Here is a 19,481-nt window from a genome sequence, read left to right on the forward strand (position 1 = left end):
TGGCCCGGCAACACGTCGTCCTCGGTGAAGAGGCAAGAGGCTCTGATCGCGGAGCTGGACCGCGATGGCCACGATGCCTCTGATGCTCTGAAGCTCCTTGCTGGACCGCAACCGGCAGAGTTGGCAGGCCGAAGCCATGCCGACGTTCCAGCAGGCCGAGAAGCGTCCGCTTAGCGGAGCCCACCTTGTGCAACCAAGAGGGCCGTTATCCTTATTCCTCCCTGCAAACGCCAAATTGACCAATCCGGTCGCAGTCTTCAGCAGCAGCGTTTGAGCCACAGTCGTTGCAGCGACATCGGAGAAGCCCGCTTGCGCAAGCGCGGCCTTCGTATCCTCCGGATCGCCGAACTGGAAGAAATCGGGCCCGTGTTTTCGAGGGCGACCGGAAGGGGCTGGCATGCGTCCCGACGGACGCGAATCAGCCTGAGTCTTGGTTGCCGAGGCGCGGCGTAATGCAGTGCAATTCATCGGACCAGAAAGAAGGCCGCCGGCAATGTGTCCGGCGGCCTCCTCGCTTGACGTGGTTCGCCGAGCGGCGCTCCGACTACAGATCGATGCTGACAGCGATATTACGGCCCGTTAGTTCCGCAATCTTCAGTCCATCCGCATACACCTGCGCGAACTCCGCGTCCTTTGACACGGCCTCCTGCACTTTACCGTAAACTTCCCAATTGGCGTAGCGCGTCGTCACCAGCAACTCTCCAGCCCACGGGCCGGTGTGGAAGCGGGACAGCCGAAGAAATTCCGCGCCGTGTTTCTCGAAGATTTTCTTCGCCTGCCTGACGACCCGGGTCATGTCCTCGGGCTTCTCGGTCTTGAAGCGAGTGAATTGAACGATCGGCATTGGCTACCTCCATCATTGTGTGAAATGTCCAAGAGGCATGTACGAGCTGACCTTGAGGAGCGAGCCTCAATGCAATCTCGATGAAGATTTGTCTTGCCAGATTGAGTTTGGTTCAAGCTTCGCAAGCGACAGCGACACTGCCGCATCTCGATGGAGGCGCTGCTTCAGTCATGATCCGATTGCGGTTGCAGATGCTGGCACCACTCTCGATGAGGTACAGCTGAAATAGCCGCATCTCGTCGGTGGTCGCCGTATCGGGCGACCGCTTGAGCCAGGCGGCAAACCGCTTGCAGCTTTGGACGTGACTGCGTTGCGTGTGCGGGTTGAGGCTGCTCTTCGATCATACGCTGACGCAGCGACTGACGGTGTTGGTCTCGCTCATGGAGAGTCCCATTCTGAGAGAGGTTGACGACACTTCGATTCTCAGGACGGGGCTCTCCAACGGCGATTGGGATGCTCTCAACCGACTACGCTCTCTCGCCTCTTGCCCCCGCGCAGCGGGCTGGAGCGCAGCGACTTTGTGCATTGGCCCGTCGCTGACCTCCGCCCACAGCGCTCCGATGTCCGCTTCCGACAGATGATCCGACCAAGGGCATGCTGGCTACCGAGGGCAGCCTTCGACCCAAAGCGGTCATCGGCGACAAACTCAGTTGCTCCGAGCGGGCATCCTGACATCCGTGAATTGCAATAGGCCCGACTAGTTGTCTCAATCGACACCTATCTGACGAAGCTGAGATAGGACGCGAGTGCCTCGATCTCGTTCGGGCCGAGTGCGCGCGCAACAATCGGCATCGGCGTGCCCGTGCCCGAATGATATCCTTGGCCCCACTGCTCGAGCCGCGCCTTGACATAGAAATAGGCAAAGCCACCGAGGCGGGGAATCTCCCGCACGCCTTCGGCGTTCGGGCCGTGACAGGCGTAACAGGACGCGATGTTGGCTTCGGGAATGTCATCCATGTAGATGGCCTTTCCCCTCGCCATCAGATTGCGGTCACCGTCATTGGCGGGCCTTGGCGGAATGGATGCGAAGTAGGCCGCGAGATCGCGCGCATCGCGGGAATCCAGCGCTGCGACGGCTCCCCACATGTACTGCTTCGAGAGGGGATTATCCCGCGTGTGCTCGCGGAAGCTCCGCATCTGGCTTTCGAGATAGGCCGGACGTTGCCCAGCCAGTCTGGGGGCCACCGTGTAGCCCTGCGCCGACGTCCCATGACACCAGGTGCAGTTGCGGAAGCTCGCACCGTCCCACGCCATTGCGGGCCCCATGCAGGCCAGCATTGCGAGCAGCGCTGTCTTCAGTCCGATGCGCTTCATGACCTCTCGTCCCCGCGCGATGTGGTCCGCCTGCTCTCTACCTTCGGCCTTGCGCCCCTCATTGCATGTAGCTCACATAGGCAGCCACCGCTTCGACCTGTGAGCGCGTCAGATTATGCGCGGTTGGTGCCATGATCGCGGAAGTGTCGACCGCCGATCCCTGGCCGCGCACTTTCGTCCAGCCGGTGAGCTGGCCCACCGTGTACTCGTACAGCTGGCCGGCGAGCCGCGGAATTTCGTTCTGCCCCTTGCCGTCACTCCCATGGCAGGCGGCGCAGGCCGGCACGTTGGATTCAGGAAGGCCTTCCTCGTAGATCCGCTTGCCTACCGCGGACGGGGCCCTCGGCGCCCCGCCGATCGGCTTCGGATCGAGAGCCTTTAATTGTGCCGCAAGCGCCGAGACCATCGACGGACTCAGCACGTGAGCGACATTCTGCATCACGGGATTGGTGCGCCGGCGCTCGATGAAGGCGCGGAGCTGATTCTCCAGATATTGCGGCTGCTGTCCCGCCAGACGCGGCATCGGAAACCATCCGCGGTAGCCTTGCGCTGACAGTCCGTGGCAGGTCTTGCAATATTCGATCTTGGCTTCGAAGCCGCTCCTGTCCTGTGCGTGAGAAGCGACGGAGCCGACCACCGTCAGGGCCATGGCGCACAGAACCACACGCAGGCGACCGACGTGCCGCGATGACGATCGCCCTGGTGCAGAAGGCGCGGTCATTTATTGACCCGCCCACATGTGGAAGTTCAGCCCGATCTTCACGACCTGGACTGTCTGATTGATGCTCACCGGACCTTGAGTCCCGGTGAGCGGATCAAACATATTCACGGTGCCGCGGCCGAACCCGTAATAGTCATATTCGAAGCTTGCGGACCAGTGACGCGTGAAGGCCCAGTCCACGCCCGCACCCACGGTCCACCCGACCCGGTTCTCGAGCCCGCGGAAATCAAATGGCACGCCGCCGATTGAACCGCTGACCTCGTACTTGTCGCCGGCCAGCGCAACGCCGCTCTTGCCGTAAAGAAGGACGTTGTCGAAGGCGTAGCCGACGCGGCCGGTCACGCTGGTCAGAAAATCAGTATTCGCCTGCACCATTGCGGTATCGGGAGGGCTGGCCGGGAGGTCAACGACCTTGCTGCGTTTCATGGTCGAGCCTGACGCGCTGCCCTCGATGCCGATCACGAAGGCGGAGGACGCGAGCTGATAGTCGCACCCGATCTGGCCACCGATAACGGCGCCGCTCGGCTCGGGATTGACGGTCGTTACCCCAACCGTGCCGCCCGGACCCGCGTTGTCCTGTACCAGCTGTACAGGGTCGGTGATGTTCTTCTTGGCGAAGCCGCCGCCAAGATGCATACCCCCGTAACAACCGGTCCAGTTGAAGCGCTCCGCGAAGGGTGCCGGTGGCGCCACGGCCAAATCGGCGGCCGTTGCGGCGCCAGCCACTGTCATCCCCAGCGCTGCGACGGTTGCGAACAGCAGATTCTTCATCGGACCATCTCCCGTGCGGTCTGCCTACATCGCGAACCAGGCGTGGAGGAACAGCGTGTTGTTGTCGTGGGCACCAACCGAAGTGCCATTGAACTTGTTGTAATAGGTGTATTGCAGGCCGACGCGGGCGTTGAACCAGGGCCAGCCGATCATCTTGCTGGCGCCGAACGGGATGTAGGCGATCTCGGCCTGGAAGCCGTCGCTATTGGGCGTGAGGGCCAGCCCGCTGAGAGGGTCAGGACCATAGAGGCTTATGTCGGGTGTCCCCCAGATCTTGAAGTACTGCCCGGTGAGGACAACGCGGTTGTCGGCACCCAGCGCCACGGAGCCTTGCAGCTTCAGACTGTTGACGAGGTTGGTGGGATTGGCCGCGGCAAAACTCGCAAAGCTCGAATCGAGCCGCTGGTATTCGCGGATATAGCTGCCGCGCAGTGTCAGCCAGAAATTGTCGCCTTGATATTGGTACTGCGTGTCGAAGCCGATGTCGGTGAATTTGTCCGACAGGGGGTCAACAGCGGTCGTCCAGGTGCCAAAGGCCGTATTGAGCCAGGGATGGAGCTCGGAATACATGCCGAACGTCCCGATCATCCATGTGTGTCTGTCCCAGTGCGGCTCAAGCGCGACACGCCAATAGGGCGCAATACCACTGAGTTGGCCGACGCCGAACGGATCGGTGCCGAGCGCATTCTGCTGGCTGAATGACAGCGTCTTGTAGCCCGTCACTTCGAGATACAGCAGATCGTTGATCATCGCGTAGGCGCCAACGCCGCCGACATGCGCGGCCAGCGCACCTTCGACGACGGTTTTTGTGGTCGGGGTGGCAGCAAGCGTCGACGCCACATACGGGAAAGACCATGCCGGCGTCGTGTTCCACAAATCCTGCACAGTCGGGTTGTTGTTGGCGGTGATGCCGTAGACGATGTCGAGCGGACCGACCATCGCGGTATTTGCGAAGCGGACGTCGGTGTTGTCCCAGGTCCAGGTATGTCCGAACGGATCGCCGAAGCCTCCGGCGGGCACTGCATTATATGTCACCTGCGCGAAGGCGCCGATATTGCTGGTGATCGCGCCGCCCCAGAACATGCTGAACGGCGACAGTACGGTGTTGTTGTTCGGGCTGTAGGGATCGGTCGGCGGCGGCAGATCCGCCTGCGTATGAGTGAAGCCGACGACCGCCATCATCGAGATCGGCGGTACCCATTCCTTGCTGTCGTCGCTTGCCGCCGGCTTGTCATTCGGCGCCTTCACATAGCCACGCAGCTTGTCGTACTCGGCGCGCGCGTTGATCGCGTCGTTTGATGAAAACGGCGTCGTGCGAAATTGCCCTCCACCCGGCGTATAGCCGAGCAGCTTGAACCGGCGTCCATAGGGGGTGAGTGCAGGAAAGTCGGTGTGGCACGTACCGCAAGGTTGCCCTGTCTGACGCGCGAAGCTCGGCAAGGCTTGCGCGGGCGGCGCAAAAGCGATCGTCAGCCAGATCGCTGAGCACGCGAGCGCAGCTGCCGCCAACAGCATCCGGATTGCACGGGACTCGAAAAGACGACCCCACTCGGCTCGCATCGCGCCATCCATCCCCTCGCAGCATGCCGCCGGCGCGGTCATGAACATCGAGGCACCGTCGAGCTAAAACCGGGCCAGCTCGAAGCGACTGTTCAAAACAGAACAGCGATTTTGATTTCGATGGTGTGAGACGTTTTAGCAACATGGATTAGGCGTAAACAAAGCAACGATGCCCACCACGCTTATCGCGGACAATTTTGCAAGTTGCACAACTACTATCATCGGGGGACATTATGAAGCTCCATGAACTGAGGCCGATGCTGCTGGCGGCATTCCTGATGACTGGCGTCTCCGCGCCGAGCCTTGCACAGGAAAAAGATACCTCCGTCCCTGCGCAGGAGCTTAGGGCCAAGACTGACTACTGCAAGACGTGTCACGGCCTATCGGGACAAGGTTTCCGGGGATCCTTTCCGATGCCGCGATTGGCGGGGCAACAGCCGGAGTACGTAAAGAATCAATTGCAGGCCTTCATCGAACGCAGGCGAACCAATCCGGTGATGTTCCAGGTGTCGCATGTCCTGACCCCGGCGATGCTCACAGCCCTTTCAACCTATTTCAAGGACCTCAACCCGAAGCCATTGGGGGGCGCGCCGAGGGACCAGCTGGCTGTCGGAAAGAAAATCTATGACGAGGGCGTTCCTGCCGCCGAGGTCCCGCCATGCGCATCCTGCCACGGACCGGACGCCAAGGGCGCCGATGCGTTTCCGCGCCTGGCGGGCCAGCTCCACGACTACATGATCAGAAAGCTGACGAACTGGGACAAGGAGCGCGGCCAGGACAAGGCCAACCCGGACAATTCGGCGATCATGCAACCGATCGCCCACAATCTCACGGAAGTGCAGATCAAAGCCGTCGCAGCCTATCTCAGTTATCTGGAATAGGTCGGCCCGTAGCGTGCGCGGCTCGCGCCGGTATGATTGATCACGCGACCGGCTAGACTCCCAACACCGAGACGAGGAGTGCGGTGTAGACTTGAATCTTTCGACCGTGGCTGTCGTAGCTGATGTATCCCTGCTCGCGAAACTTGTTCATGAAGGTGCTGATTCTGGATCGGGTCGTGCCGACCATCTCCGCGAGCGCTTCCTGGCTGAGGTTGATCTCATTCGGTCTTCCACCGTCTTCTCCCTGCTCGGCAAGGACCAGCAAAAGCCGCGCAAGCCGCTTTTCGCTCAGGTTCAGCAACTGGTCACCCAAGTCCTCCTCGAGCCGCGTATTGCGCGACAGAAGATGCGCCATGAAGAATTTTGAGAACTCCGGCTCAGCACTTAGGGTCGACAGCATCACTTCGTTCGTCACCGAGGTGATTAGGCAGTCTTCCAGCGCCACGACGGTTGCGGTCCGGAGGTTCGCGCTGCCCAAGCTGGTTTCACCGAAGAACTGTCCCTGCCCGATGATCCCAACGATAGCCTCCTTGCCCCGGTTCGAAAGCGTCGTAACCTTGACCCGCCCCCTGCGGATGTAGCCAACAGTGTCGGCGGGCTCACCCTGGGTACAAATCTGCCAGCCGGCTTCAAATCGCTCCAGCGTCACGCCGGCGGCGGGCTTGCTGAGGAATGCCTTAGGATCGAACGGCGCTTTGGTCGTTCTATCGAGCGGTGCATCAGACATGGCATGCACTTACCAACCCTGAAATCTTGCACAGCCATTGATAGACTGTTGGCAAGCGCGCGCGTTGCGACAGATCAAGGCCGATCTATCTGCAATTGCGAGGCTTTCCTAATTTCAGTATGCGCACTAACGCACCTCGTCGGCGGTCGCCGTATCGGGCGACCGCTTGAGCCAGGCGGCAAACCGCTTGCAGCTTTGGATGTGACTGCGTTGCGTGTGCGGGTTGAGCTTGCGCGCGGCCATATCTTCGATCAGACGCTGACGCACTCCTCAGGACGGGGCTCTCCAACGGCTATTGGAATCCTCTCAACCGACTACGCTCTCTCGCCTCTTGCCCCCGCGCAGCGGGCTGCAGCGCAGCGACTTTGTGCTTTGTGCCCGATGCTGCCTATCTCGAAGTTCGTCCAAGTGTCGGCTGTCGGGTGGAAAACCGGAAGCGCCGGGCGGTGGGCAGACCGCCGATTTTTGACCCGGAGCGGAAGTGGCGGTTTTCGCGAACGAAAGCCGTGATGGCGTGTTGCCCCTCACTCTTCATCCATGCCGAAGTCGAAAGTTTGCGTCGGCGCTCCCTTGCGCGCGGTTGCAAATTGATCGAGCGATAGCGTCAACGCAACGGTTGAAGAGTTCGGGTCGGTAAGTCCGAGCTTCAGGTTCTTGCCAGATTCCAGCTCCGCTATCAGATCCGGTTTCACCGCATCGGCTGCGATACAGATGTTGGTGAGGCACCAAGTGAACGGAATCTGGCTGGCTCGTCCCTGATCTACCGCCACGTTGACTCCGCGCTGCAGGTTCGCTCCTTGTGGAACGAACAACTGCAAGCGGGCCGGACCGTCAGCCCGCTGAATGAGGTCGACGCGCACCACGACTTGATTGTCCTCGTCGGTTCCGGTCCTTGTCGTTCGACAGATCGAAGTGCCATCAGACGAGTCAAAGCAAAGCTTTTGCCACTCCGAATACTCAATTTTCTGAGGGATGCGCACTCTGGGAGGCTTGGCCGGCCCCTCAGCCGAAGTATTGCTGCTCGTCTGGGGGTGGACGTCGCTGGTGGCTGAATGCTTGTCAAGAAACTGGGCGACGAACGGAGACCAAATCGGCACCGCATCAGGCGAATCGATCATGAAATGACCGTCGTTTCCGAACGCCGGCAGCATGCGATACTCCACATTTCCACCGGCCGCTACGAATGCGTCATACATCCGCTTCGTCAGCGCCGGCCCGAAATAAGTGTCGTTTTCCGTGTAGATCCACAGCATCGGAATTCGCGCCGTTCGACCGAATTCAGCTGTGGCATCGACGAGTTTGTCGGGGGCGCAATTGTTGTTTGGCTTACCGTCCACTCTACCTCCGCGTCCCGCCGCGAAGGTAATGATAGCCTGAACGGGTGAGGGATTGAGGCTGGCAAGGGCGATTGATCCCCATCCGCCGCCGGACTGCCCCACGACGACGACCTTGCCGGGCTGAATGTATTTTTTCCTGCTGATATTGTCGATGATCCACTGGTTCAGAGTGGCGATGGCAAGGCCTGGACCACGGAAGTTCGGGTTATCGCAGCTGCCGACATGAGCAAATACAGAGCCATAAATCCCTCGATCTTTGTTATCGAGGCTGCTGGCGCCATATCGTACGGGCGAGATGACGAAATATCCCTGGTTTGCAAACCACCGTGCGGCTTCCCGGTATTCGACGGTCGGGAACATCGTTCGTTCCTGAGCACCCAAACTAATTCCATGGTTCATGATCACGAGGGGAAACGGGCCTTCGCCAACCGGCTTCACCACGAAGGCAAGCACCGGTAGTGGGAATGGCAATGCCCAAATTTCCTCTTGGATTCTTCGCGATCCAGCAACGTCTTCCGCCAGGGCCGGGGAACGAACGGTCGGCAGAGATGCCAGCAAAATCAGGGGAATTAGAAGGCGCTTCAGCATCTTCTTGTTCTTTCCTAGCGAAGGGGAAAGATCCGGAGCAGGCGTTCGCTCCTTGCTCCGCATGGTCGGAGGCTAAGTATCTGGTGAAACGAGCTTCTTGACGTAGATCAAACCTGACCTGCGGCTGCCACCGCAGCGGCGGGTACAAGGTCGGAATTCTAGGTCTTGTTGATTGGTCGTTTCCGGCCCCCAACAGACATTGGCCGCTGCCGCTTCAATGTCGGCTTCCGAGAGAGCAAAGCAGACGCGCCGGAATTTCGATCAGGCATGCGACAGCCGTGTTCGCGGGCGATACGCTGCCCGGAATGATGGGAATAGGAGGTCCTGCGCGCTCAAATCAGTGGCCGGGTATGATGCCGGTTTTTGCGTTGCCCAAATCCTGAACAGCGTTGTTCATTGTACTGTCGTTGACAAAGCCACTGGCCGCCGATGATGAGCCAGAATTTTTTCGTTCGTTAGCGGTATTGCCGAGCCGACTTCCTGTCGTTCCGTGACTGAGGGCGTTGCTCGTGTTTGGTCCCGGCGACCCCCCGGTCCCGTTTACCGATCCAGGAGTAGACATTGACCCAGCAGCCGTGCTGCCCGAGCCGGCCCCCGCTGCCGAACCGGCACCACCGCCCGCGCCGGCGCCACCGCTGCTTTGTGCATAGGCGAGGGTGCTAAATGCGCTGACGCATAGTGCGACCAGTCCAACCCGAACTCTCATGGTGAGACCTTCCTTGTGCTACGCCGACAAGTGCGGGGGTTCGCAGCAGTTCCAAAGAGCAGCCGATGTGCGTCCAATATTGCCGGACAAAAGTGCAGGCGGTTGCGACGTAGGCCACAGCGTCGAACCGTGACTTTTGCCTTGTCGGCTGTTGCAGGAGGACCGGACGTAGTTGCTGGCGTGCTAAATCGACGCGAATGACCCGAAGGCGGTCTCCCGATAGGCTCGCGTTTCGACGCCAACCGGCCATTAAGGCTTCCTTGACCAACTTGTTCATATCATGAGCGGCTATTTTCCTGAGGAAGCCGATGAAAGTCTGGGCCAGCCTGGCTTTGCTTGCGGCGTTCGTACCGCTGGGGCAGCGCTTTGGCTCGACGGCGGCGGAGACATCAAGCGAAGCGGCGGAGATCCGCGCCAGCTACCGTCGGCCGGTGGCGATTCCCTTTCCTGATGGGAATCCTTACTCGGCGCAAAAAGCGGCTCTTGGGAAGATGTTGTTCTTCGATCCGCTGCTGTCGAGGTCTCGCACCGTGTCATGCGCGACTTGCCACAATCCCTCGCTGTCTTGGGGAGATGGCCTCGCGCGCGCAGTTGGGGAGGACCCGAAAGGCCTGCCGCTTCGCGCACCCACTCTGATCGATGTGGCGTTCACCGAGCCGCTGGGTTGGGACGGAAAGTTCAAGGATCTCGAATCCGTCACGTTTGGTCCGATCACGGGGCGAGCCAACATGAATCTGACCGAATCGGAACTGATCGACCGGCTCTCTGCCACGACGGGCTATGCAGAGGCGTTCGCGAGTGCGTACGGCGATGGTGCGATCACGCGTTCCAGGATCGAAGCTGCCTTGGCGACCTTTCAACGTACGATCGTCGCCGGGGAGTCCCCGTTTGATCGCTGGATCATGGGCGACGAAATCGCGATCAGCGCCGGGGCCAGGCGTGGGTTTGAGATCTTCAACGGCAAAGCGCGTTGCGCAAACTGCCACAGCGGACCGTCTTTTACGGATGGATCGTTTCAGGATATCGGCACAGCGAGAGACAGCGATATTGGCCGCGGCCGGCTATTTCCGAGCTCGCAAAAGCTGCGATATGCGTTCAAGACGCCGACTTTGCGCAATGTCGCGCAGCGCGCGCCGTACATGCATGACGGATCTGTCGCGACGCTCGAAGAAGTCATCGAGCTGTATGACCGGGGTGGCATCGACCGTCCAAGCAGATCGCCGTCGATCAGGCCTTTGTTTCTAACGACGAGCGAAAAGGCGGACTTGCTCGCCTTTCTTCAGACGCTTACTGCGGCGCCCCGTCGAGGCCTGTGACCGACCTCCGCGCTGAGGGGCCTTCTGATCGCGTTTGCGCGGAGGGCTCAGTAAAGGTGCGGCAATGCCGATCCGAGTAGGCCAAAGCCGAGGACCAGAACGGCGCCCTTCACGACTTCCAGAGTTTCGCTGCGCACCGCAAAGCGCTTTGCGCCACGGACAAGCAGCGAGGCTACTGTCGCACGCGCCGGTCCTGGTTCTCTGAACATGGACTGCTCCATCCAGCCATTTGTCTGGTGCGTTAATACGGCAGCGGAATTGAGGGCTCGTCCTCGAAACCTGTAAAATTTGAAAGGACTGGCGGGAGTTCTGGACTCTGATCGGGCCGGCTGCGCCTCATTAACCACCAAACCACCAAGGGCTGCCACGGAGATCCCAAAGCTTAAAATTTATGGTAAGGTGAACAAATCGTTAAAGCTGTCCCCTCCCAAGTGGGCGGATTTTTGAAATGTTCAGTTCTCAGCGACGAGACGCCCTAGCGGCGTCGCGAGCCGTTTCCTTGCTGTCGAAGTCGGTCGTTGGATTTGCCATCTGGATTCTCGGGACCGGTGCTGCGAGCGCCCACGTCAAATGGTTCTGCGCGTATGATGCCGCCGGCCAGCCGCGGGGCCTCGAGAACGTGCTGTGTCAAGATTTTGAGCTGCTCCTCGGACTTGCCCTGCTCTGGTTCTTTTCCGGCTGCGTCGCGGAGCGCACGTCGTTGGGAGAGCTGATGGTCCGCCCCCTTAACCGTTTCACGGAAGGCCTGCGGCTGCACACCGAAGTGATGATTCGTGCGGTCTGTGGCTTTTTCTTTATCTCGCTCTGGGCGATCGGCGGTATCATCCTGACTCCCGAATTGAAAACCACATCGCCCGAGGTGGGGATTTTGCAACTCGCCATCGCAGCCGGAATGCTATCGCGCCGCACGCTGCCGCTCTCGGCCGCCGGAATCGTGGTGTTGTTCGGGCTGGCTGTGCGCGACTACGGCACGTTCCATCTGGCCGATTATCCAATTTTTCTCGGCCTTGCCGGCTATTTGGCTCTCACCGGCTTGCAAAAGAATCTGTTGGGCATTCCGCCCCTGGACGTCGTGCGTTATGCGACCGCTGTCACCTTGATGTGGGCATCTGTGGAGAAGTGGGCTTATCCGGAGTGGAGCTTTCCGCTCCTGATCGAGCACCCCGGCATCACACTCGGCTTCAATAATGAGTTCTACATGCGGGCCGCGGGAATGGTCGAATTCACGCTCGCCTTTGCGCTGGCTTGGACGCCGTTGGTCCGGCGTGTCGCGGCGGCCATGCTGCTTGGAATGTTTATCGGCGCATGCTTCGAATTCGGCAAGCTGGATGTGATTGGTCACTCGGCGATTATCGTCGTTCTCGTCGCAATTCTTTCCGACAATCGGCCGATCGCGGCCGACTATCGTGCTCCGTGGCTCGCTCCTGCCGGCCTGTGTGCTGCACTGACGATTACACTGTTCACGTACTACGTCGGCCACGCCGCGATCTTCAACACTACGATCCTTTAGGCCTACTTTGTGACGTGCACGCCGAGTTTCATCTTGGGATGAATGCCGCACAGCACCGTGTAGTCACCGGGCACGGAAAATACGACGTCGAATTGGCTGCCCGGCTGCTGATCACCGCTGTCGAAGTTAAAGGTCTCCGAGCTCAAATAGGCGTGATGCAAGAGCTCGCCGTCGTCGTTAACAAACCGCAAGGTCTCACCACGCTTGACGATGATCTCTCGCGGCCTGAACTCGCGGTCCCTTTGCGAGATCATGTAGGGATTTGCGCCTAGCGCAACTCCGGTGATGAGCCCGCCAAGGATGGCGGCTGTGACCCCGAGACCGAACTTCCCCGCGCGGAATGGTACCAGCCTTGCCATCAATTTAGCCCCGCTGAAAACCTCAAGTTTACCAAAAAATCGAACCGGCTCGGATTCCCGGCCGCGCAACTACTCCTATACTTATTACAGCTTGATCTTAACGATTTCCGCATCCCTTCCGGTCATTACTAGGGAAATTTGAGGCGGAGGCAGCGAGGCTGCGTCCGCGCGGCGTGTTTGCGATAAGTTTTTTGCAGCGAAAGACATGGCGATGAGTCTTTTCATCGACAGAATTGCGCGTCAAACGCGAGCGGTCCCCGGGACGCTTCGGTCCATGGTCGGCTGCCTGTCGAATCTCCTCGCCTTGCGAGGTTCGATCCGAGTCGGAATCTGGACCTTTTGTCTCGCGATGAGCGCGGTAGCCGCAGCCCTGGGAGGCTATGCCACGCTTGGCATTCGGCATGCCGGCGACTTTGTTACCAGAACGTTCGACGAGTCGCTGATGTCGATCAACTATGCGCGCGCGGCTGGCGCTGACTTCGCGGCAATGCGTGTGGCATCGGCACAACGCCTGCTCACAAAAGATCCCTCGATCCGTGCTCGACTTGACGCGGAGATCGGCGCGCTTGCGAAGTCGCTTTCGGAAGATGTCACGATCGCCGCGGAACGCTCGCAATCGGCGCGAGCTGAAAAGGCAGCCGCCAAGGTCCAGGAGGCGGCTAGCGCCTGGATCGCGCTTCATCGGCCAATCCAATCAACAATAGACGAGCGCGCGTCGAGCAATGCGCAGGATGTCGAACTCGACCAGTACTCCAAGACTGTGAATCAGCAGATCGAACTGCTTGTCAACTACACCGCCGGTGATGGCTTTCTATTTCGTCAGCGTGCCCTGGCCGCCATCAAACGGGATCTCGAGGTCAATATCGCGGGGCTGGCGCTTGCGCTTTTGCTGTCCGCGCTGTTTTCGTGGATTTTGGTACGCCGGATCATCGGCCCAGTGGCGATCGCCTCTAAAGCTGCAACGAGCATTGCCGATGGCGATTTGAACACGGACATTCCGAAAGGCGGCGGGGACGAGTTGGGTACTCTCCTGAGCGCAATGGGAAGGATGCGGGACAATATCAGATCGATGGTCGATCGAGAGGTGGCCCAGCGACGTTCGGCCCAGGCGCGGCTGTCCGATGCACTCGAGAACTCCCGTGAGGGGGTTGTGCTCCTGGACGGGGATGGCGAGATCGCCTTAGCCAACTCCAGGGCCAGTGAATTCATTCGCTGCTCGCCTCAACTGGTTCATCCGGATCCCTGGCGGAGCCGCATGTCGACTGGGGGCAGCAGCTCATTGAGCCTCGTTCACAGGGACATCCCAGGTGATAGTGAGGGCATGGAAGCCGAAGCGCAGCTTCCGGACGGGAGGTGGCTCCGGGTCAGCCGCAGCTTGACGCAAGAAGGCGGCGTCATGCTCGTCTACAGCGATATCACCGGGTTAAAGCAGCAGAAGGCCGAACTGCACGCCACGAATCTGAGACTAGACGCGGCGCTCACCCATATGTCGCAAGGGCTCTGCCTCTATGGCAACGAGGGACGGCTGCAGGTCGTCAACCGTCGCTTCTGTGAGATCTTCGATATTTCGCCCGAGCTCGTGCGACCGGGAATGACGTTCGAAGACGTCCTCCGTTTAAGTGTTGCCGCCGGCAATCATGGCAGCCAAACGGTGGCCGATCTTCTGGCTGAGTGCGAGGAGTTCCTGGCTCGGCGCAAGAGCGGCAATTACCTCCAGAACCTCAGCGATGGACGTGTCGTGTCGATCGCCCGCCGCTCTACACCCGACGGCGGCTGGCTGATCAGCTGTGAAGACGTGACCGAACAGCACAGGGCTCAATCGCAAATCGCGTTCATGGCGCGGCATGATGCTTTGACCAGGCTGCCAAACCGGTCTCTGTTTGCCGAGCGGATCGAGCAGGCCCTCGCAGACACCGGCCCGGGCGGCGACTTCGCCGTGTTCTGCATCGATCTGGATAATTTCAAACAGATCAATGATACGTTGGGACACCCGGTCGGCGATGGGCTGCTTTGCGCGGTCGCAGAACGATTGGAGGCCTGCGTCCGAGAGGTTGATACCGTAGCGCGCTTGGGAGGCGACGAGTTCGCGATCATCCAGGCGGAAGTTCGGACAGCGGAAGAAACCGAGCGCCTTGCCCAGCGGATCGTGGAGCGCGTCGGTGCTCCGTATGACTTGAAGGGCCATCGCGTTAATGTCGGCTGCAGCATCGGAATCTGCCTGGCGCCATGTGACGGCACGACACGCGAGACGCTACTGAAGAACGCAGATCTGGCGCTGTACCGGTCCAAGATGGACGGCAGGGGAAGATGGCGCTTCTTCGAGCCCGCGATGGACGTCACTGCGCAAAACCGCCGAGCGCTCGAAATCGACCTTCGCGAGGCAATGGAGAAGGATGAGTTCGTTCTGTTCTACCAGCCGGTTTATAACCTGCGCACGGACCGGATCAGCGGCTTCGAGGCATTGTTGCGCTGGCAGCATCCGACGCGCGGACTGGTTCCCCCTGACCAATTCATCCCGCTCGCGGAGGAAATTGGTCTGATCGCTCCATTGGGGGAGTGGGTGCTGAATCGAGCCTGCGAGCAGGCGGCCAGTTGGCCGAACGAGTTCAAAGTTGCGGTCAACGTCTCGCCGACCCAATTTCGGGACCCGGGTTTGACGAACGTCATCGCCGACGCATTAGCCACGTCGGGGCTGGCGCCGCACCGGCTCGAACTTGAAATCACCGAATCGGTTCTGCTCGGCAACAACTCTGAAACTATCGCGATGCTGCACGAGCTGAAGGCGCGTGGGCTGCGCATCGCCCTGGACGATTTCGGGACGGGCTATTCGTCTCTGAGTTATCTCCGCAGTTTCCCCTTTGACAAGATCAAGATTGATCAGTCCTTTGTCCGTGACGCAACGGCAACAAAGGGATCGAAATTGATCGTGAGAGCCATCACCAGCCTCGCAAGAAGCCTCGGCATGACAACAACCGCAGAGGGCGTCGAGACGGTTGAGCAGCTGAACGAAATGAAGGCGGAAGGATGCAACGAGGCGCAAGGGTTCCTATTCAGCCGTCCGGTCCCAGCAACCGAACTCGCATCAACCATCCTGACGTTGCGGAAAGCCCTAAAGCGGAGTGAATGGAGCAGGGCGAGAGCCAGCTAGGACTTAGAGACTGCGAGCGTCGGCCCTGGGCGAACTTGCCAAGTGAGCTGGTGTGCCATGGAGCTCGGCTTGTTGGTGCGGCGCGCCGGGGCGCCGGTTCGACGTGTCTTGGCTCGCCAGTGAGAAATTGGTCGGAACAATGTCGATCAACTTGCCCGAAGCAAAGGCAGGTCTGCTGCCCTAGAGGGCGCCTTTCGCAGATCGGAAACGATACGAGCAGCGAGCGCGCGGGATTGCACTTTCGCCGCTGCGATGTAGGTTGCTTGGAACTTGCGTGTTTTGGCTAAGGTGAGATGAAATTGAGCGGCCGCCGGTTTGCCTTCGGCATCCTAGCAGTTGTCTTGATCGGCAATGCAGGGGCTCGCGATCGAGGCGGCCAATATGCCGGCTCGCCTCTCACCAAGAAGAGCGCATGGAAGTGCTCGAACGGGCCGGCCAGGAAACGATCTTAGCCCGCACGGTGCTAGAAACGTTTCCATCCACTCAACTGCAATTCGTTGCGCACCGTGATCGGATCGTCCGACAATTGCATGGCGCCCTAGGCGGCTAAGCGCGGCGTGACTATTGCACTTGCGCCGGCGGAGCTAGCTATCAAAGAAATCGGCCCACCAATGAGTGAGCCGACCCTGGGATCAGCGGCGTGGTTGTCCCAAAGAAAAAGGCCCCCGGGTGGGGGCCAAGTCTGGGAGGGACGCATCAATTGTAGAGCCAACCTCTCCCATCTCGCCGCGTTCCTACTGGTGCTGACGAAACTGCCGCTCCAACTCAATTGCTTGATCTGCGTTATAGACGCCAAAAATCAGCGAAAGACGCGTTTGGACCAAACGTTCCTAATTGCCCCGCATCATCAGCATAGGGACTTAACACAAGTAAACTCGCAAAGCCTGCTACGACAATACCGACAAATACTCGTTTGGCCAGGTCCATCATTGCCGCCGTTCTGGAGCTTTGGCGATAGTGGCAGACCAAGAGAGGAGGCGCATTCGCCTAGGTGAAGGAGAAACCCAGATCCTCCAACATGTCGCCTTCCGAGAGCAAAGCGGACGCGCCCGATTACGACCAGGCGCGCTACAGACGTTTGATCTCCACGACCTCACTACCCGCCGCCTTGATCCGCGCAATGGCCGGCGCGATCGGCTCGATCACCGTTGCCATGTGGTGCGCGTTGGCGTGCGCCATCGTACGGCCATCGCGCACGATGGCGACGTGGCCCTTCCAGAAGATCAGATCGCCGCGTTGTAGCGTATTCCGCTCATGCGGCTCCAGTGCACGGCCGAGACCGGCCTGCTGCATGTCGCTGTCGCGCGGGCAGCCGATGCCGGCTGCGCTCAGCGAGACCTGGACCAGGCCCGAGCAATCGATGCCGAGGCTGCTCTTGCCGCCCCAGAGATAGGGCGTTCCGACGAAGCGCTCGGCGACCGCGACGAAGTCGCCCTCGCGATGGTCGAGCGGCGCGAGATGGTTTTTTGGAACGAACGTGCCCTCGCGCGTGACCGCGAAAGGGCCATCCTCGCGCGCGATCGTGAGCTTCGATCCCAGCACTAGCGCATCGGCCGGCGGCAGCTTGATCGAGGGTCCGGGGAAGGCGAGCGTGCGCAGCGCGCTCACCTTGTGTGTCGGTGCGGCCGCCGGCTTCATCAGCGCGGCGTCGGGCAGCCAGCCGACATAGCCGTCACCGCCGAGCTGGCCCCACGCCCAGCCCTCGCCGTTGTGATCATAGACCGTGACGCGCTCGCCGCGCAGAGCTTCCGTCATCAGCATGGCGTTCGATGACGGCTGTTCGCGAACCGGCGCGATCGGTGCGATCACCTCGAATTCCTCGCCGGTCACGAAGCGGTCGGCCTGCACTTGGCCTTCGAGGTATTTGGCGGCGAGATCGCCGCGCGCCGGTGTCAGCCTGACATCATGCATAGCGCTCGCTCAGCACCTTGTAGATCGCGCGGGCCGCCTGGCATTCGCCGCCCTCAGGCCGCGCCGGCTTGGCCGTCGGCGTCCAGCCATAGATATCAACGTGCAGCCAGCTCTTGGCGTGCTCGACGAAGCGTTGCAGGAACAGCGCGCAGGTGATCGAACCGGCAAAGCCGCCCGACGGTGCGTTGGTGATGGTGGCGGTCTTGGAGTCCAGCCACGCATCGTAAGGCGGCCACAGCGGCATGCGCCACAACGGATCGTTCTCCTTCGCCGCGCAACGCGCGACGTCGGCCGCCAGCGTCTCATCATCGGTATAAAAGGGCGGTAAATCCGGCCCCAGCGCGATGCGCGCGGCACCCGTCAGCGTGCCCAGATCGATCAGCAGCTCCGGTTTTTCCTCGTCGGCCAGCGCCAGCGCGTCGGCGAGCACCAGCCGTCCTTCCGCGTCGGTGTTGCCGATCTCGACCGTGATGCCCTTGCGGGAGGCAAAGATGTCGAGCGGGCGGAAGGCGTTCCCGGCGACCGCATTCTCCACCGCCGGGATCAGCACGCGCAGCCGCACCTTCAGCTTCGCATCCATCACCATGCGCGCCAGCGCCAGCACATTGGCGGCGCCGCCCATGTCCTTCTTCATGATCAGCATGCCGCTCGACGGTTTCAGATCGAGCCCGCCGGTGTCGAAGCAGACACCCTTGCCGACCAGCGTCACCTTGGGATGGGCGGGGTCACCCCAGCCGATGTCGATCAGCCGGGGGGCGCGGCTCGAGGCCATGCCGACGGCGTGGATCAGCGGAAAGTTCTTTTCCAGCTCCTCGCCGATGGTGCAGGAATAGCTCGCGCCGAATTCCTCCGCGAGCGCTTGCGCGGCTGCGGCAAGCTCCTCCGGCCCCATGTCGTTGGACGGCGTGTTGATGAGATCGCGCGCCAGCATCGCGGCGCCGGCCATACGGTCGATCTCGGCGACGTCGACGCCGTCAGGCGCGACCAGCCGGACGTCGGGCCTCTCGGCCTTGCGGTAGCGGGCGAAGCGGTAGCACCCCAATGCAAAGGCCAGCGCGGCCAGCCGTGTATCATGCGGTGCATTGGCAAAACGATAGGTGCCCGGCGGCAGCAGGCCGGGTAGCGCGCCCGGCCGGAACGGATCGCGCGATCTGGTGCCGTCGTCCTCGAGGCCGAACAGCACCTGCGCGATCGCGCCGTCGGGCGCGGGCAGCGCGAGATAGCCGCCCGGCTTGGCGGCGAAGGCGTTCGCCATGGCGTATTGGCGCTGCGCTGGCGGCAGCGCCTCGCGCACGGCCTCCCAGCTCGACCTGGTGACGAAGGTGATCGGGGTGGCCGTGGTCGATGTCGCGAAAACGGAAGGCATTGGCAGGCTCGGAGGTCATTCGGTTGCAGCAGACTTCGCAGAGTTTGGCCGCGGCTGCAATCGGCTTTGCGGTCACCGCCGGGTGAGCCGCTACTCGCGGAGAAGCAGCCATGCTAGGTTCCGGCGGTGGTTGTTCGCTGCGCAGAGAACGCCGGCAACCGAAGACGAAGCGTGCCGGGAGGAATCGCCATGGAATTTGTGTGGAGCGGGATCACATTCGTTGGCCAGGTTGTCGAGGTGGTGTTTGGCTATGTCGAGCATCACCACTGGGTGTTCGCGTTCCTCGCAGGCGGTTACGTCTTCTATCTGCATGACCGTTCGATTCACGCGCGGTTCGATGCACTCGACAAGCGCATCGACGAAATCCGGAAGCGTCTTGCCATCGAATATTGATCGCGCCTCATGAAACAGCTGAGGACCTC

General features: G+C 60.6%; 17 protein-coding genes and 1 pseudogene. 5 read left to right on the forward strand and 13 right to left on the reverse strand.

What is annotated here, in order from left to right; translation table 11 throughout:
* Nucleotides 1-544: 544 nt before the first annotated feature.
* The 6 genes and pseudogenes from ACVW16_RS21740 to ACVW16_RS21765 all read right to left on the reverse strand — a co-directional run bounded on the left by ACVW16_RS21740 (nt 545) and on the right by ACVW16_RS21765 (nt 5,165).
* On the reverse strand, nt 545-844 hold the full coding sequence (locus tag ACVW16_RS21740) for a hypothetical protein (protein ID WP_456701172.1): 300 nt from the start codon (nt 842-844) through the stop codon (nt 545-547).
* 112 nt (nt 845-956) lie between these two features.
* Nucleotides 957-1,160 (reverse strand): annotated as a pseudogene (locus ACVW16_RS21745) (hypothetical protein); the annotation flags it as partial.
* Nucleotides 1,161-1,561: 401 nt separating this feature from the next.
* Nucleotides 1,562-2,158, reverse strand: coding sequence for a c-type cytochrome (locus ACVW16_RS21750; RefSeq protein ID WP_456802420.1), 597 nt, complete (start codon nt 2,156-2,158; stop codon nt 1,562-1,564).
* Between the two features lie 58 nt (nt 2,159-2,216).
* A complete protein-coding gene (locus ACVW16_RS21755) occupies nt 2,217-2,807 on the reverse strand; it encodes a c-type cytochrome (RefSeq protein WP_456736312.1) in 591 nt (196 codons plus the stop codon).
* Nucleotides 2,808-2,879: 72 nt separating this feature from the next.
* Entirely contained in the window at nt 2,880-3,650 is a 771-nt protein-coding gene (locus ACVW16_RS21760) for an outer membrane protein (protein ID WP_456736311.1), read from the reverse strand.
* A 24-nt stretch (nt 3,651-3,674) separates the two neighbouring features.
* Complete coding sequence (locus ACVW16_RS21765; protein WP_456736310.1) at nt 3,675-5,165, reverse strand: cytochrome C; 1,491 nt, start codon at nt 5,163-5,165, stop codon at nt 3,675-3,677.
* Nucleotides 5,166-5,467: 302 nt separating this feature from the next.
* On the opposite strand from ACVW16_RS21765, the gene ACVW16_RS21770 reads away from it, so the two are divergent.
* Nucleotides 5,468-6,091, forward strand: coding sequence for a c-type cytochrome (locus ACVW16_RS21770; protein WP_456701178.1), 624 nt, complete (start codon nt 5,468-5,470; stop codon nt 6,089-6,091).
* 52 nt (nt 6,092-6,143) lie between these two features.
* Here the strand turns inward: ACVW16_RS21770 and ACVW16_RS21775 are convergent, their stop codons facing one another.
* The 3 genes from ACVW16_RS21775 to ACVW16_RS21785 all read right to left on the reverse strand — a co-directional run bounded on the left by ACVW16_RS21775 (nt 6,144) and on the right by ACVW16_RS21785 (nt 8,743).
* Nucleotides 6,144-6,818, reverse strand: a complete 675-nt coding sequence (locus ACVW16_RS21775) for a Crp/Fnr family transcriptional regulator (protein WP_456701179.1) — start codon at nt 6,816-6,818, stop codon at nt 6,144-6,146.
* Nucleotides 6,819-6,944: 126 nt separating this feature from the next.
* On the reverse strand, nt 6,945-7,085 hold the full coding sequence (locus ACVW16_RS21780) for a phage integrase N-terminal SAM-like domain-containing protein (RefSeq protein WP_456736309.1): 141 nt from the start codon (nt 7,083-7,085) through the stop codon (nt 6,945-6,947).
* 257 nt (nt 7,086-7,342) lie between these two features.
* A complete protein-coding gene (locus ACVW16_RS21785; RefSeq protein ID WP_456736308.1) occupies nt 7,343-8,743 on the reverse strand; it encodes an invasion associated locus B family protein in 1,401 nt (466 codons plus the stop codon).
* 1,014 nt (nt 8,744-9,757) lie between these two features.
* Between ACVW16_RS21785 and ACVW16_RS21790 the strand changes: the two genes are divergently transcribed.
* Entirely contained in the window at nt 9,758-10,765 is a 1,008-nt protein-coding gene (locus ACVW16_RS21790) for a cytochrome-c peroxidase (RefSeq protein ID WP_456701181.1), read from the forward strand.
* Between the two features lie 47 nt (nt 10,766-10,812).
* Here the strand turns inward: ACVW16_RS21790 and ACVW16_RS21795 are convergent, their stop codons facing one another.
* Nucleotides 10,813-10,974 carry a hypothetical protein gene (locus ACVW16_RS21795; protein ID WP_456701182.1) on the reverse strand — a complete coding sequence of 54 codons (162 nt, stop codon included), beginning with the start codon at nt 10,972-10,974 and terminating at the stop codon, nt 10,813-10,815.
* Nucleotides 10,975-11,267: 293 nt separating this feature from the next.
* Here ACVW16_RS21795 and ACVW16_RS21800 point away from each other — a divergent pair, with 293 nt between their 5' ends.
* Nucleotides 11,268-12,275, forward strand: a complete 1,008-nt coding sequence (locus ACVW16_RS21800; protein WP_456705145.1) for a hypothetical protein — start codon at nt 11,268-11,270, stop codon at nt 12,273-12,275.
* Nucleotides 12,276-12,277: 2 nt separating this feature from the next.
* Here ACVW16_RS21800 and ACVW16_RS21805 read toward each other — a convergent pair whose 3' ends face one another.
* Nucleotides 12,278-12,634, reverse strand: coding sequence for a methylamine utilization protein (locus ACVW16_RS21805; RefSeq protein ID WP_456701183.1), 357 nt, complete (start codon nt 12,632-12,634; stop codon nt 12,278-12,280).
* Between the two features lie 211 nt (nt 12,635-12,845).
* On the opposite strand from ACVW16_RS21805, the gene ACVW16_RS21810 reads away from it, so the two are divergent.
* On the forward strand, nt 12,846-15,782 hold the full coding sequence (locus ACVW16_RS21810) for an EAL domain-containing protein (RefSeq protein WP_456701184.1): 2,937 nt from the start codon (nt 12,846-12,848) through the stop codon (nt 15,780-15,782).
* A 1,068-nt stretch (nt 15,783-16,850) separates the two neighbouring features.
* On the opposite strand, the gene ACVW16_RS21815 is transcribed toward ACVW16_RS21810, so the two are convergent.
* Both ACVW16_RS21815 and ACVW16_RS21820 read right to left on the reverse strand, forming a co-directional pair.
* Nucleotides 16,851-17,693, reverse strand: coding sequence for a C40 family peptidase (locus ACVW16_RS21815; RefSeq protein ID WP_456701185.1), 843 nt, complete (start codon nt 17,691-17,693; stop codon nt 16,851-16,853).
* Nucleotides 17,686-19,059 carry a leucyl aminopeptidase family protein gene (locus tag ACVW16_RS21820; protein ID WP_456802421.1) on the reverse strand — a complete coding sequence of 458 codons (1,374 nt, stop codon included), beginning with the start codon at nt 19,057-19,059 and terminating at the stop codon, nt 17,686-17,688. The genes ACVW16_RS21815 and ACVW16_RS21820 overlap by 8 nt, the downstream gene beginning before the upstream one ends.
* Nucleotides 19,060-19,248: 189 nt before the next feature.
* On the opposite strand from ACVW16_RS21820, the gene ACVW16_RS21825 reads away from it, so the two are divergent.
* Nucleotides 19,249-19,452: a hypothetical protein gene (locus tag ACVW16_RS21825; protein WP_456701187.1), complete on the forward strand. Its 204-nt coding sequence runs from the start codon at nt 19,249-19,251 to the stop codon at nt 19,450-19,452.
* Nucleotides 19,453-19,481 lie beyond the last annotated feature (29 nt).

This window comes from Bradyrhizobium sp. USDA 4474 (genome assembly GCF_054057515.1).

What these genes read in the sequence shown, in the direction of transcription:
- ACVW16_RS21740 (WP_456701172.1), bottom strand. Translation starts at nt 844, where the DNA reads ATGCCGATCGTTCAATTCACTCGCTTCAAGACCGAGAAGCCCGAGGAC.
- ACVW16_RS21750 (WP_456802420.1), bottom strand. Translation starts at nt 2,158, where the DNA reads ATGAAGCGCATCGGACTGAAGACAGCGCTGCTCGCAATGCTGGCCTGC.
- ACVW16_RS21755 (WP_456736312.1), bottom strand. Translation starts at nt 2,807, where the DNA reads ATGGCCCTGACGGTGGTCGGCTCCGTCGCTTCTCACGCACAGGACAGG.
- ACVW16_RS21760 (WP_456736311.1), bottom strand. Translation starts at nt 3,650, where the DNA reads ATGAAGAATCTGCTGTTCGCAACCGTCGCAGCGCTGGGGATGACAGTG.
- ACVW16_RS21765 (WP_456736310.1), bottom strand. Translation starts at nt 5,165, where the DNA reads ATGCTGTTGGCGGCAGCTGCGCTCGCGTGCTCAGCGATCTGGCTGACG.
- ACVW16_RS21770 (WP_456701178.1), top strand. Translation starts at nt 5,468, where the DNA reads ATGCTGCTGGCGGCATTCCTGATGACTGGCGTCTCCGCGCCGAGCCTT.
- ACVW16_RS21775 (WP_456701179.1), bottom strand. Translation starts at nt 6,818, where the DNA reads ATGTCTGATGCACCGCTCGATAGAACGACCAAAGCGCCGTTCGATCCT.
- ACVW16_RS21785 (WP_456736308.1), bottom strand. Translation starts at nt 8,743, where the DNA reads ATGCTGAAGCGCCTTCTAATTCCCCTGATTTTGCTGGCATCTCTGCCG.
- ACVW16_RS21790 (WP_456701181.1), top strand. Translation starts at nt 9,758, where the DNA reads ATGAAAGTCTGGGCCAGCCTGGCTTTGCTTGCGGCGTTCGTACCGCTG.
- ACVW16_RS21795 (WP_456701182.1), bottom strand. Translation starts at nt 10,974, where the DNA reads ATGTTCAGAGAACCAGGACCGGCGCGTGCGACAGTAGCCTCGCTGCTT.
- ACVW16_RS21805 (WP_456701183.1), bottom strand. Translation starts at nt 12,634, where the DNA reads ATGGCAAGGCTGGTACCATTCCGCGCGGGGAAGTTCGGTCTCGGGGTC.
- ACVW16_RS21810 (WP_456701184.1), top strand. Translation starts at nt 12,846, where the DNA reads ATGAGTCTTTTCATCGACAGAATTGCGCGTCAAACGCGAGCGGTCCCC.
- ACVW16_RS21815 (WP_456701185.1), bottom strand. Translation starts at nt 17,693, where the DNA reads ATGCATGATGTCAGGCTGACACCGGCGCGCGGCGATCTCGCCGCCAAA.
- ACVW16_RS21820 (WP_456802421.1), bottom strand. Translation starts at nt 19,059, where the DNA reads ATGCCTTCCGTTTTCGCGACATCGACCACGGCCACCCCGATCACCTTC.
- ACVW16_RS21825 (WP_456701187.1), top strand. Translation starts at nt 19,249, where the DNA reads ATGGAATTTGTGTGGAGCGGGATCACATTCGTTGGCCAGGTTGTCGAG.